A 13,595-nucleotide genomic window follows, 5' to 3' on the forward strand; every position below is an offset into this window, starting at 1 on the left:
TTGTTATTTTTTTGTTTGATAGGTTTGATTACCGAGTAAACTTGTGTTAGAATTTAAGAACCGTTCGGTATAATATTTAGCCAATTTTGAGGCGTCTTCCAAATGAATATCTAAAGCTAAATTGGACGCTAAAGCTGAGGATAAGACACAACCACTACCGTGTTTATTGGAAATGGTTTCAGCCTTTGGCGGAATATTTACCATTACAATGCGATTATAATACAATTCATCCCAGCCTTTTTTATCTTCTCGATGACCTCCTTTTAGATAAATATTAGTTAAAGATGACATGTGTTCGAGGGTGTCTTGAACACTTAAATTTGGATATAAACTATTAATCTCGTCGTAATTTGGGGTGATAATGTCACAGGATATCCAAATAGCATCCAGAATATTTTGATGGTCTTTAGAGTGAAAATCATAACCTGAACTGGCTTTTAAAATAGGATCTAAAACAATTTTTATTTCAGGATTTAAATCTTTCAATTGTTTTAAAATATCGAGTAAAATATCCCAAGATTGTACAATCCCAATTTTAACTACTGAAATATGAAAGCGTTCAAATAGGGTTTTAATTTGTGCTGAAATAATTTTAGGATTCGTCCAAATACATTGTTTAAAATCCACATCGTTTTGAACGGTAATGGCGGTACAAACCGATAACCCGTAAAGACCATGCGCTTCAAAAGTCTTAATGTCCTGAGTGAGTCCTGCCCCGCTACTCGGGTCGAATCCCGCAATGGATAATATGTATTTTTTGTCGTTTTGCATAAAATGGTTGTCATGCTGAACTTGTTTCAGTATCTTTTTAATTATTTAAGACTTAAATAGAAAATGATTTCTCATCTTTTTAAAATCGTTTATAGGAGATGGGCTTTGCCAAATACCACCTAAAACACCTATACCTTGGTACCCCAGTTTATCAAATTCGTTAAGATTTTTTGTGGTGACGCCTCCCATACCAATGATGGTTTTATTGATATGATTTACATCAAACCCCTGCCCTTTATAGCCTTGTTTTGAAATGGATGAAAACACCGGACTTAACAAGTGATAATCGAAATTGAACTTACAATCGCCGAGTTCTTCAGGAGAATGAAATGAACTGCTCATGCTTATCTTGTATTTGTTTCTAATGTTTTCAAGAGTTTCAACAGAGACTTCTCTCCTTTTTGCTTCCTGAAAGTGAATGCCTTTTAAATTATAATGTTGAAAAAGCTCATGAAACTGATGAACCACAACTCTATTGTGATATTGTGAATCGATTTGATTTAAGTACTCACAATACTCTTCATAATTATAATGTGGTTTTCGAAAATGGTAGTATGGTAATCCTTCACGAAACAACTCGTGAAGGATTACCATTTCATTTTTAATATCGTATTCAGGAGCAATTAGAACTACCATTTTTATTTATTTTGTCACCCTGAATTTATTTCAGGGTCTCATTTTAAGGTTAACATTTAAACTATAGATACACCTCAGAACCTTTTTCTTTAAATTCCTGAGACTTTTCTTTCATCCCTTTTTTAATGACTTCGTTTTCTACAATGTCATTTTCTTTAGCAAAGTCACGCACTTCTTGAGAAATTTTCATGGAGCAGAATTTCGGGCCGCACATTGAACAGAAATGAGCAATTTTAGCTCCCTGGGCTGGTAAGGTTTCATCGTGGTATTCACGCGCACGTTCTGGGTCTAAACCAAGGTTAAACTGGTCTTCCCAACGGAATTCAAAACGTGCCATACTTAAGGCATTATCGCGGTGTTGTGCTCCTGGATGCCCTTTTGCTAAATCGGCAGCATGAGCGGCTAGTTTATAGGTTACCACACCTACTCTAACATCTTCTTTATTTGGTAAACCAAGGTGTTCTTTAGGTGTCACATAACATAACATGGCACAGCCATACCAGCCAATCATAGCGGCTCCAATACCCGAAGTAATATGGTCGTATCCCGGAGCAATATCGGTGGTTAACGGACCTAAAGTATAGAAGGGCGCTTCATCACAAACCTCGATTTGTTTCTCCATATTTTCTTTAATCATGTGCATGGGTACATGTCCAGGGCCTTCAATAAAGCATTGTACATCATGCTTACGAGCAATTTGAGTAAGTTCACCTAAGGTTTCCAATTCAGCAAACTGAGCTTCATCATTAGCATCGGCAATGGAGCCTGGACGTAAACCATCACCTAAAGAGAAAGCAACGTCATACGATTTCATAATCTCACAAATGTCTTCGAAATGCGTATATAAGAAACTTTCTTTATGATGTGCCAAACACCATTTTGCCATGATGGATCCGCCACGAGAGACAATACCGGTAATACGTTTGGCAGTCATTGGTACGTAACGTAACAGTACTCCGGCGTGTATAGTGAAATAGTCTACCCCTTGCTCTGCTTGCTCTATTAAGGTATCACGGAAAATTTCCCATGTTAGGTCTTCGGCAACGCCATTTACTTTTTCTAAAGCTTGATAAATAGGTACTGTTCCAACAGGAACTGGTGAGTTTCGAATAATCCATTCGCGGGTTTCATGAATGTTTTGCCCGGTAGATAAATCCATAATGTTATCGGCTCCCCAACGGCATGCCCAAACCGCTTTTTCAACTTCTTCTTCAATGGATGATGTGGTTGCTGAATTACCAATATTCGCATTAATTTTCACTAAGAAATTACGCCCTAAAATCATAGGTTCGGCTTCAGGGTGATTGATGTTTGAAGGAATCACGGCACGACCACGAGCAACTTCATCACGTACAAATTCTGGTGTGATTTTATTTGGAATTGAAGCCCCGAAATCTTGACCCGGATGTTGTTTTCTAATCTCGGTCATTTCATCGATACGCTGATTTTCGCGAATGGCGATGTATTCCATTTCTGGCGTAATAATGCCTTGTTTTGCGTAATGTATCTGGGTAACATTCTTCCCTTTTTTAGCTCGTAATGGCTTTTTTAAATGTGCAAAACGCATGTGGTCTAAACTCGTATCCTTTAAACGTTGGTTACAATATTCAGAAGAAAATTGATCTAATTGCTCGACATCGCCGCGATCTATAATCCATTGTTCGCGAATGCGTTCAATACCGTTATGCACGTTAATTTCTTTTTCCGGATCGGTATAAGGTCCAGAGGTATCATAAACCGTTACTGGTTCGTTTGGGGTTAATTTTTCGGTAAAGGTATCTTTTGTCTCGCTTAAGGCAATCTCACGCATAGCCACTTTTATTTGCGGATGGAGTTTCCCTGAAACATAAATCTTTTTAGAATTTGGAAACGGGTTTCTAGTAATTTGCCCTGCTTTTGGTGCTGTGTCTTTATTTTTCATTGTTTTGTGGTTTTCAAAGTAATTATCCGCCTTGGGTTGCCTGAATGATGAGAATATTATCGCCATCCTGAAGTAATTGTTCTTCCCAATTGGATTTGGAAATAATCTGTTGATTGATGGCTACAGCAATGCCAATTTGTGGAAAATTTTCCTGTTGCAGAAGCTGTGAAATATTGACGTTGTTATCAATATTCAGAGCTTGTTCGTTAAGGTGAATCGTTATCATTTACAATACATTTTATATTGTAAACCGTAGAGGAAAGTAATGACTTTGAAAAAAGACACTTCACGATTTGAGAAGTGCATTTATGAAAAGATGTGCTAGTCGGTATTGAAACAGGCTATTCAACTTTTCCCTTCGGCGGTACTAACCGCATCAGGTTCAAAGGGTATGTCTCAGTTCTAAAAATAGGTTTAGAACACCCCTAAAGTTTACATGACGAAGGTATTAAAAAATAAAGTGTTAGTACTATATATTTTAAATAATTTGATTATTGTGGCTATAAAAAAAGACCTCTTTTAATTAAAAAGAAGCCTTTTGAATATGGAACTCATTTAAAATGAAGCGAATTTTACTTTACATTTTATTGTTTTCTCTGTTAATATCGGCCATCATGTTTTTTGGGTCAATTTCTACAGATTTTACTGTTTTTGAAGTTGCGAACGTGTAAGTTGGATATGCCCAAGCCCAGTCTTTTATAATAGTTGCTGAGGTTGGTTTTTCGCCACGCATCATTTGTAACGGAATATAGAAATCTTCGGTAGTTCCATCTGTATAAGTAACTGTTAAATCGATAGGCATTGGCATGATGCCAATACGTTCTAGAGTTACAGTGTTATTTTCAACTGTTTTTATACCATAATCAATAGTGTTGGTGGTTTGAGTAAAATCAGTTAAATACCAATCTAATTCTAATCCAGATATTTTTTCGGCAGTTCTAATAATATCAAGTGGTTTTGGGTGTTTAAAAGCAAAATCGTTAAAATATTTTTTAATAGTAAGCTGTAAATTGTCTTCCCCCATTATATAACCTAATTGTGCCAAAAACACAGCGCCTTTATAGTAAGAGGCTAAGCTATAAGATCTGTTAAAATTATATCTGTCTCCATGAGTAGTTTGTGGTTGTTCTTTTCCAGATTTTGCAAGATATATATAAGCGTTATAAATATCTTTTAAAGGATTTGTTTTTCCTTCATTAAAAATAGTGTTTACGCCATTATATTCAATATAGGTTGAAAAGCCTTCATCCATCCATGGATGTTTAGATTCATTTGAAGCTAATAAGAACTGGAACCATGTATGTGCCATTTCATGTGAAATAGTGCCTTTAATAATTCCTTCATAGGTACCTTCTCCAAGAATAAGCGTGCACATGGCGTATTCCATACCACCATCACCTCCTTGAATAATAGAGTATTGTTTGTAAGGATATTTACCAACTGTTTTACTGTAGTATTGCATGAATTCTACAGATTTAGGCTGAATTCTTTTCCAATTATCTTTTTGTTTTTCTGATAAAGTATTTTTATAGAAAAAGTGGAGTAATGGGCCGTTAGGTACTTGCATGGTATCATGATTATAATCAGGATCGGCAGCCCATGTAAAATCATGCACATTTGGTGCTACAAAATGCCAAGTAAGTTTATTGCCTTTTGGTCTATTTACAATTCCAGTTTCGTAACCATAACCTATTTCATTCGGGTTTTGAAGATAACCAGTACCACCAATAACATAATCTTTATCAATAGTCAGTTTTACATCAAAATTCCCCCAAACACCGTGGAATTCACGACCTATATAGGGGTCGGCATGCCAACCTTCAAAATCGTATTCGGCTAGTTTTGGGTACCATTGTGCCATTGATAAGGCAACTCCTTCTTTATTATTTCTTCCTGAACGACGTATTTGCACAGGAACTTGCGCGTCAAAATTCATGATAAACGTTACGCTTTCTCCTGGTTGAATAGGTTTTGCCAGATCTACTTCTAAAACCGTGCCTACTGTTTCGTATTTTAAAGCTATACCATTTTGATTTAATGCGTTTACTTTAATATACCCGATTTCATTTGGTTTAAGTTTACTAATACGGTCTTTTACTCGTCCGTCAGGGTCAGCAATAGTTCGTGAGCGTACATCCATTTCGCTACCCGGCTGAAAGGCATTAAAATATAGATGGTAAAACACCTTGTTTAAAACGTCTGGTGAATTATTGGTATATACTAAAGTTTGTTTTCCTTTATATTGATATGTTTTTACATTCATATCAATCTCCATTTTATAATCTACATGCTGTTGCCAATACGAAGATGTTTTGTTAGTGTTTGATAATAAAGGAGTTAAGTGTGTTTGTGGTAAAGGTGCTGTAGTAGATGTTATTTCTTTTGTACTATTACAAGAGATTAAAAATAGTAAACTAAATGCAGAAATAAATAAACGTTTCATAGTGTTGAAAATTAAAAAAAGAGGCTTTAAGGCCTCTTTTTTTATTATAAAATAAGTTATTTAATTAGCTGTTTTTGCTGCCATTATTAAAGCATTATAAGCATTAACCATTTTTGCAGATTTGACTAAATCTGCAAAAGGTTTTATATCATTAGTATCACCACCAACAATTACTTTTGTGTTAATAGCTAAACCAGAGTCTAGTATAATTTGCTTTACTTGAGCAGCACTTAATTTAGGGAAATATGAACGAATTAAAGCAGCAACACCTGCAACAGCTGGAGCAGCCATTGAAGTACCACCTTTTGTGTCATATTCATTTTCTGGTGTTGTAGAATATATTTTTGCGCCTGGTGCAAATACATCTACATTTACTTTACCATAATTAGAAAAGCCAGCTATCATACCAGAACCATATTTAGGCTCTAAAGCACCTACAGTTATAAATGTATTTGAAACTTCTGGACCCACGCCAATAGCATCATTAGGGTAAACATTTGTAATGTCTATATCGGCACCTTCATTTCCTGCTGCATTAATAAAAAGCACATCATTTTTTCCAGCATAAGTAATAGCATCACGAACCCACTCACTATGAGGCGAATAGTATTTGCCAAAACTTCCGTTAATAACTTTGGCACCATTATCAACTGCATATCTAATAGCAAGTGCAATGTCCTTATCGTACTCATCACCATTTGGAACAGCTCTTAAACTCATAATTTTAACATTATTAGCCACACCATTCGCTCCTTTTCCGTTATTGCGTTCGGCTGCAATAATACCAGCAACGTGTGTACCGTGGCTTTCTGTTTTTTTAACAGGTTTTATGTTTCCATTACCGTAGAATTTAGTAGACATATCATCTGGGTTATCATCATTTATACGTCCTTTAAATGCTTTGTTTAGGTTATAGTTTAAACGATCATTTATACTTTCTAAGCCATTTTTTATTTCTTTTTTTGCCTCGCTTAAAGAATCCATATCATTACTGTACATGTATTTGGCAACTTGTATAGCTTGGGTTAGTGCTTCGTCTTCTGTTTTAATAGCATTTACCTCTGCTTTGGTATAATCAGATTTACCTAAGTATTTTGTAATAGCATCATCAGCACTTGTAATTTGCTGTAAAATTTGTTCATAATTGGTTTTATAACCATTGTATTTTTGGTATTCTTTATCGTATTCAGCTTGGGCTTTAGAGTACTCAGTATTGCTGGTATCTCCACTTGCAAGAATGCGTACATATTCTAATTGTTCGTTATAACCATCACCTAAAAAATTCCAACCATGTATATCATCAACATAGCCGTTTTTATCATCGTCTTTTCCATTATTTGGAATTTCTTCTTTATTGGTCCAAATCACATCATTTAAATCTTCATGATCGATATCAATTCCAGTGTCAATTACCGCAACAATAACAGTTTCTCCTTTTTTATTTTTAATAATCTCTTTATATGCTTTTTCAACACTCATTCCTGGAATGGTATCTTTTACTAAATCTAAGTGTCCCCAAGTATGTTTTTCATTTTCTGTTAATTCCGATACTTTTAATGGTGAACTGTCAATATTTTCAATAGGAGTTGATAGAATATCTGCAGTACTTCCGCAGCCATAAAATAAAGCAGTAGCAAGTACTGAAAGTGATAGAATTTTAATTGTTTTCATGTGTTTTTATTTATTGTTTTTCAAAGGGCAAATGTAACATCCATATAGTCGCTTTTTTGTTTGACTAAATTTATAGTCATGGATGTTTCATATAAAAATATTTGAGTTAGTCTATTTTATTTAATTAAATATGTCTTGAGTTGAAAAGGTGTTTTTTAATCTGACCCCTTTATCTGTTTTAGTCACTGTAATAATTTCATTATGTGCATCGTGTTCTAAAAACAAGTAGTAATTATTGTCGGCTGCCATATTAAGAAATTTTTCTTTTTCGTTTAATGTTAATAATGGTCTAGTGTCGTACCCCATAACAAATGGAAGAGGTAAATGTCCAACAGTAGGTAGTAAATCTGCCATAAAACAAATGGTTTTTCCTTTGTAATGTATCATAGGAATCATTTGTTTATCGGTATGCCCATCGGCAAAAAAGATATCGAAATCAAGTTCAGAATTTTTAAGCATATCCGTTTCAGGAAGCGATGTAAATTTTAATTGTCCGCTTTCTTCCATAGGTAAAATATTTTCTTTTAAAAAGGAAGCTCTTTCGCGTCTGTTAGGTTGAGTTGCCCATTGCCAATGGTTTTTATTACTCCAAAAAGCAGCATTTTTAAAAGCAGGTTCGTAACCTGTTTTGTCTTTATTCCATTGAATACTGCCTCCACAATGATCAAAATGTAAATGTGTTAAAAAAACATCGGTAATATCATCTCGGTGAAATCCTTGTTTTTTTAGTGAGCGATCTAAAGTAAAATCACCCCAAGGAAAGTAATATCCAAAAAATTTATCAGATTGTTTATTGCCCATACCATTGTCAATTAATATAAGCCTGTTCCCATCTTCAATAAGTAGGCAACGCGCTGTTAAATCAATCATATTATTGGCATCGGCAGGATTGGTTTTTTGCCATATAGATTTAGGCACAACACCAAACATAGCACCACCATCTAGCTTAAAATTTCCAGCGTTTATTGGGTATAAATTCATAGGAGTGTAAAATTAAGAAAACTATTATTAATGCTTATAAATGTTAAGAATATATTAAGAATAAAACATAAAATTTATTGATTATTGAAGATAAAATGCATTTTTTGTGTTTTATTTTTTAATTTATGTTATAAATTGAAAGTATTTTTTTTAAAGATTTAGTTTATTACATTTTTTAAACGTTTACCAAAGTCGAATAAAGCTTTAATTTCCATTATGCTTGCTAAGCGTTCTTTTCCAAAAATGAGTAAGGCGTTTCCATTAGATTCTACATGATAATATGGATTACTCTCAAAGAAATGGGTAAGTTCATCATTAAAAAAACGGCTTATTTCTCTTTCGTTATCTCCTAATAAATGAAACCGATGTGAAAAATCATGATGGTTTTCAATATTGATGTCTTTAAACCCTGCAAAGGCTGAAACTTTTTCTAAAAATCCTTCTTTATCTAATGTGAATTTTGGGATATTATATTTTAAATCAATATGAAGCATAGTGGTTCTAATGACTTCTTTTGCAATAAATTCACCTTCAGAAAATTCAATATCAAACAATTTGATGGCTTTATCTTTATGTGAAAGTTTATTGTAAATATGATTGATGTGTTTCGTATTAAAGAACAAAAAGTTGTTTAAAAAGGTCGCTTCTTTTATTTTTTTTGAAGAGTAGTTGTAAAGATAGTCTTTAGCTAAGCTTTCCATACTAGTTTGACGCCTTGTTAAGTTCTTTTTAATAATTTTTGGAACAGGAAGCATGCGTCTTAGTGCAAAAGGATGTTTAGAATCTGTGTCATGCATATCTAAACCAATAACATCAAAATAACCACCACGTTTTTTAAATAGTTCTTGATAACTGTACATGTTTTCCATAACAGTATGATCTACAAATTCACACATAGAAAAATCTACAATAACATTTTGATCTTCAGGAACAGCATCTAAATGTTGCTTAAGTTTATAATAATTTAAAAAGCTACAAAAGTGCTTTACGCTTACGTAAAAACTATTTTCACTTTCTGCTTCTGTGTACATTAAAACATTAGGTTTTAACAGGTTTCTAACAAATAAACCAACACTTTTATTAATAATAAAATGAATAATAAGTGTTGTAATTACGCCAGAAATAATACCTGTAATTAGTCCTATTTTTAAAGTAGTAATGAGTGTAACAAAGAAAATAATAAGTTGTTCTTTGCCTATAGAAAATATTTTTGTGATGATATTTGGTGACGCTAATTTGTAACCCGTATAAACTAATATAGCCATTAAAGCAGGCAAAGGAATTCTAGTTAATTGCGTGCTAAATAGTACAATAAACAATACTAAAAACAAAGCATGAAAAAAGTTTGAAGACCTATTACTAGCACCATTGTTTACATTTACCGAGCTACGAGCAATTACTGTTACAACATTTAAACCTCCTAAAAGCCCACTACCTATTGTAGCTACACCTAAAGCTTTTAAATCTTTATTTACGTTAGAACGTCTTTTTTCTGGATCTAATTTATCTACGGCTTTAATACTTAAAAGAGATTCTATACTTGAAATTAGGGTAAGTGATAACACACTATCCCAAAATAATAGGTTCCAAATACCATTAAAATTTGGACGCGGAATGTCAGCAATAATGGTTTGAATACTTGGAATACCAGAAATCATATATTCTTTAGCAATAGGGTTAGGCTCGTGTAAGCCTATTTCAAAATAGTAACTAAACCCAATAGAAAGAATAACAATCCACATAGGTGCTGGTATAAGTTGTAAATATTTATTTCTAATTTTAGAATAAAATAGCATAATAGCTAAACTTAAAATACCTGCCAATGCTGCATAAATTAAACCTTTGTTTTCGTAATGTACAGCGTCATTAATTGTATAGGGAATTTCAAAAAGATAATCTATAGTATCATTTCGTTTTATTTTGTGGGCAAACATAATATGGAATTGTTTACCTAAAATAATAAGTCCGATGGCGGCTAACATACCTTGAATAGCAGATGATGGAAAAAAATCGGCAAGGGTTCCCATTCTAAAAAAACCTAAAAGAAGTAATAATACGCCCGAACACATAATGGCAACATAGGCACTTTCTATTCCAAGTGTTGTTATGGCAACTAAAAGCACCCCAACCAAACCGTTTCCAGGTCCAACAATAGTAACATGACTACCACCAAGTATAGAAACAATAATACCACCAATAACGGCTGCTATAATACCTGCTATTGGAGGTGCATCACTAGCCATGGCTAACCCTAAACCTAGAGGTAATGCAATAAGACTAACCACAAAACCAGAAAACATGTTTTTGGGCAAGGCTTTTAAAAAGTCTTTTATGTTATTCTTTTTAGGGCTCATTGCAAGATTAATACATCGGTTGGTAATTCGGTTAAAATATGTTCAATATCATGCGGAAATAAACGATCCCAAAAAGTCATTTTTGAAGGCGCATTCATAACTAATAAATCGGCACGAGAAATTTGAGCATAATGACCAATAGAGTAGCCTTTTTTACCAAATATAGGTTGAGATTTTATAATAATATTACTTGTATATTCTTCAGGAATATGTTCTATAATTTCTTTAATTCTAGAGTTTTCTCTTAGTTTAATACGCTCTTTTATAATAGATGCTCTTCTAAGCGATTTATCATCATCAACTTTAACAGCTACTTGTTGCTGATTAATTTCTTCTACAATGGTAATTTTTTGTGCTTTAAGTTGTTTTGCAACATAAAAAGAAGTTGTTATTGTTTGTTCTGTTTTAGGGTCTTTTAATCCATTAACAACAATATGCTCACAAGGTACACGCTCTACAGAAGGCTTTATTAGTAATAAAATAGAACATTTTGCTTGTCGTGTAATTTTTCTAGCGATAGAACCTACATAATATTTTACAAAGCGTTCTCGCTGAACAGCTCCAAGAACTAATAAATCAATTTTTTTTTCTTCTGAAACAGATAAGATGACATTAACAGGATCTCCTTTTTTAAAAACAACTTCATAATCTAATTTGTCTTTTTCAAAAGATTTAAGAATAACTTTTAGCATGTTTACTTTTTCTTCAGAAGCATCGCCAACATGTATTAAAAATAACTTCGAATTAAAAAACACTGATAATCTAGCTGCCTCAAAAAGGTTCGCTTTTAAGTTGGGAGAATATGCTACCCCAATTCCAATACTTTTAAAAGGTTTTAAAGACACAGTATTACTATTAATTATTCCGTAAGTTCGTAAGATAGTATTTTTTTAAAAAAATAAATCATCTGTTTTTACTTAAATTCGTAATTTAAAAAGAATATAAAATATGTTAGAATTAGCGGGTATTATTATATTAGGGATATTGGCACAATGGTTTGCATGGAAATTTAAAATTCCAGCCATTTTGCCTTTAATTCTTATTGGTTTATTAGTAGGCCCTATTGCTGCAGAATTTTTATCAGAAGATGGTTCTAAATGGATTGAACCTATTTGGAATGGAAAAGAAGGTTTGTTTCCTGATAAAAGCCTTTTTTATTTTGTGTCACTTGCTATAAGTATTATTCTTTTTGAAGGTGGGTTAACTTTACGAACGGGAGAAATTAAAAATGTTGGTCCTATAATAACCAAGCTAATAACTATTGGTGTTTTAGTAACATTTTTTGGAGCAGCTTTGGCGGCACATTTTGTATTTTATTTAACTTGGGAAATATCGTTTTTGTTTTCGGCTTTAATAATAGTTACAGGACCCACAGTAATAACGCCAATTTTAAGAAACATTCCTTTAAAAAAGGACATTTCGGCAGTTTTAAAATGGGAAGGTATTTTAATAGATCCGATAGGCGCTTTGGTTGCTGTACTTGTTTTTGAGTTTATTAGCGTTGGAGAAAGTGGAGGGTTTACTAAAACAGCATTAATAGAATTTGGAAAAATTGTTTTATTTGGATCTACATTTGGGTTTACGTTTGCACACGCCATTAATTTCTCTATTAACAAAAAATGGGTGCCTCATTATTTATTAAATGTATTTGCATTAGCAGCTGTATTGGGCGTTTTTGTATTGTCAGATACTTTTGCTCACGAATCTGGGTTGCTTGCCGTTGTGGTTATGGGAATGGTATTAGGAAACTCTAATTCACCATATTTAAAAGAACTCCTTTATTTTAAGGAATCTTTAAGCGTTTTACTCATCTCTATTTTATTTATTTTACTTGCGGCAAATATTAATATAGAAGACTTATTATTAATATATAATTGGAATGCTGTTATATTATTTTCTTTAGTTGTTTTTGTTATTCGGCCAATAGGTGTTTTTTTAAGTACTCAAGGTTCTAAATTAGAACTGAAAGAAAAGCTCTTTATTAGTTGGGTAGGACCTCGTGGTATTGTTGCTGCAGGTATTGCTTCTTTATTTGGATTAACACTTGCCGATAAAGGTGTTGTTGACGCTAAATATATAACACCGTTAGTGTTTATGATTGTTTTAGGAACGGTTTTATTAAATGCAACAACAGCTCGATTATTTGCAAAATTAGTAGGTGTTTTTCTTAATAAATCTGAAGGTATTTTAATTGTTGGTGCATCTAAAATTTCTAGGTTATTAGGGCATTATCTTGAAACAAACGATAGGCATGTGGTGCTTATTGATAGTAATGAAACAAATATTAGAAAAGCAAAAGAATTAGGTTTGGAAGCTATAACTACCAATATTTATTCAGATACACTTATGGATAATATTGAATTAAACGATGTGGGTTACCTAATGGCATTAACAGGAAATACAGAGATTAACAAATATGCCATAAATAAATTTAGTAAACAATTTGGAGAAAACGGTTCTTTTAGGTTAGTTACTGCGCAAGAAATGCTTGATGATACTAATAATCCAAAAGAGGGATTGTTTTCACATAAAGATGATTTTAATTCTTTAATTGAGTTAACAAGAAAACACCCATCTATTCAAGAAATTGATTTAGAAGATAAAGCGCATTATGAGGAGTTAATTACTATTTCAAATAGTGATGAAGATATTATTCCTTTGTTTGTAAAGGATAATGAAGGAGAACTTCATATTATATCGTCTCATAATTTAGAGTTTAAAAACATTGAAGAAGGCTTTCAACTTGTTTATTTGGGAAAACCTTTTGATATTGAAAAGGTACCAACCATTGAAACTAAAAAAACTAAAGAAGAATAAG

Annotated in this window: 10 protein-coding genes and 1 riboswitch; of the genes, 1 reads left to right on the forward strand and 9 read right to left on the reverse strand. The window is 32.9% G+C overall.

The features are described 5' to 3' along the window. Window positions 1-3: 3 nt before the first annotated feature. The 9 genes from RHP49_07265 to RHP49_07305 all read right to left on the reverse strand — a co-directional run bounded on the left by RHP49_07265 (window position 4) and on the right by RHP49_07305 (window position 11,622). A complete protein-coding gene (locus RHP49_07265) occupies window positions 4-771 on the reverse strand; it encodes a hydroxymethylpyrimidine/phosphomethylpyrimidine kinase (GenBank protein WNH14046.1) in 768 nt (255 codons plus the stop codon). A gap of 45 nt (window positions 772-816) precedes the next feature. After that, on the reverse strand, window positions 817-1,407 hold the full coding sequence (locus RHP49_07270; GenBank protein ID WNH14047.1) for a thiamine phosphate synthase: 591 nt from the start codon (window positions 1,405-1,407) through the stop codon (window positions 817-819). Between the two features lie 61 nt (window positions 1,408-1,468). Then, entirely contained in the window at window positions 1,469-3,328 is a 1,860-nt protein-coding gene (gene thiC, locus RHP49_07275) for a phosphomethylpyrimidine synthase ThiC (protein ID WNH14048.1), read from the reverse strand. A gap of 22 nt (window positions 3,329-3,350) precedes the next feature. After that, window positions 3,351-3,554 carry a sulfur carrier protein ThiS gene (gene thiS, locus RHP49_07280; GenBank protein ID WNH14049.1) on the reverse strand — a complete coding sequence of 68 codons (204 nt, stop codon included), beginning with the start codon at window positions 3,552-3,554 and terminating at the stop codon, window positions 3,351-3,353. A 110-nt stretch (window positions 3,555-3,664) separates the two neighbouring features. Continuing rightward, window positions 3,665-3,765, reverse strand: a riboswitch (TPP riboswitch). Between the two features lie 140 nt (window positions 3,766-3,905). After that, on the reverse strand, window positions 3,906-5,771 hold the full coding sequence (locus RHP49_07285) for a M1 family metallopeptidase (protein ID WNH14050.1): 1,866 nt from the start codon (window positions 5,769-5,771) through the stop codon (window positions 3,906-3,908). A 60-nt stretch (window positions 5,772-5,831) separates the two neighbouring features. After that, window positions 5,832-7,442 carry a S8 family serine peptidase gene (locus tag RHP49_07290; GenBank protein ID WNH14051.1) on the reverse strand — a complete coding sequence of 537 codons (1,611 nt, stop codon included), beginning with the start codon at window positions 7,440-7,442 and terminating at the stop codon, window positions 5,832-5,834. A gap of 120 nt (window positions 7,443-7,562) precedes the next feature. Beyond that, window positions 7,563-8,423 carry an MBL fold metallo-hydrolase gene (locus RHP49_07295; GenBank protein WNH14052.1) on the reverse strand — a complete coding sequence of 287 codons (861 nt, stop codon included), beginning with the start codon at window positions 8,421-8,423 and terminating at the stop codon, window positions 7,563-7,565. 158 nt (window positions 8,424-8,581) lie between these two features. Beyond that, window positions 8,582-10,777, reverse strand: a complete 2,196-nt coding sequence (locus RHP49_07300) for a SulP family inorganic anion transporter (GenBank protein WNH14053.1) — start codon at window positions 10,775-10,777, stop codon at window positions 8,582-8,584. After that, on the reverse strand, window positions 10,774-11,622 hold the full coding sequence (locus RHP49_07305; protein ID WNH14054.1) for a universal stress protein: 849 nt from the start codon (window positions 11,620-11,622) through the stop codon (window positions 10,774-10,776). Before RHP49_07305 ends, RHP49_07300 begins: the two co-directional genes overlap by 4 nt. Window positions 11,623-11,725: 103 nt before the next feature. Between RHP49_07305 and RHP49_07310 the strand changes: the two genes are divergently transcribed. Then, window positions 11,726-13,594: a sodium:proton antiporter gene (locus RHP49_07310; protein ID WNH14055.1), complete on the forward strand. Its 1,869-nt coding sequence runs from the start codon at window positions 11,726-11,728 to the stop codon at window positions 13,592-13,594. The last annotated feature ends 1 nt before the right edge of the window (window position 13,595 follow it).

The organism is Flavobacteriaceae bacterium HL-DH10, assembly GCA_031826515.1.
GTDB lineage: Bacteria > Bacteroidota > Bacteroidia > Flavobacteriales > Flavobacteriaceae > Thalassobellus > Thalassobellus suaedae.

Bases quoted from the DNA above. Each gene is read 5' to 3' on its own strand.
- RHP49_07265 (WNH14046.1), bottom strand. From the start codon at position 771: ATGCAAAACGACAAAAAATACATATTATCCATTGCGGGATTCGACCCG.
- RHP49_07295 (WNH14052.1), bottom strand. From the start codon at position 8,423: ATGAATTTATACCCAATAAACGCTGGAAATTTTAAGCTAGATGGTGGT.
- RHP49_07270 (WNH14047.1), bottom strand. From the start codon at position 1,407: ATGGTAGTTCTAATTGCTCCTGAATACGATATTAAAAATGAAATGGTA.
- RHP49_07285 (WNH14050.1), bottom strand. From the start codon at position 5,771: ATGAAACGTTTATTTATTTCTGCATTTAGTTTACTATTTTTAATCTCT.
- thiS (WNH14049.1), bottom strand. From the start codon at position 3,554: ATGATAACGATTCACCTTAACGAACAAGCTCTGAATATTGATAACAAC.
- RHP49_07290 (WNH14051.1), bottom strand. From the start codon at position 7,442: ATGAAAACAATTAAAATTCTATCACTTTCAGTACTTGCTACTGCTTTA.
- RHP49_07300 (WNH14053.1), bottom strand. From the start codon at position 10,777: ATGAGCCCTAAAAAGAATAACATAAAAGACTTTTTAAAAGCCTTGCCC.
- thiC (WNH14048.1), bottom strand. From the start codon at position 3,328: ATGAAAAATAAAGACACAGCACCAAAAGCAGGGCAAATTACTAGAAAC.
- RHP49_07310 (WNH14055.1), top strand. From the start codon at position 11,726: ATGTTAGAATTAGCGGGTATTATTATATTAGGGATATTGGCACAATGG.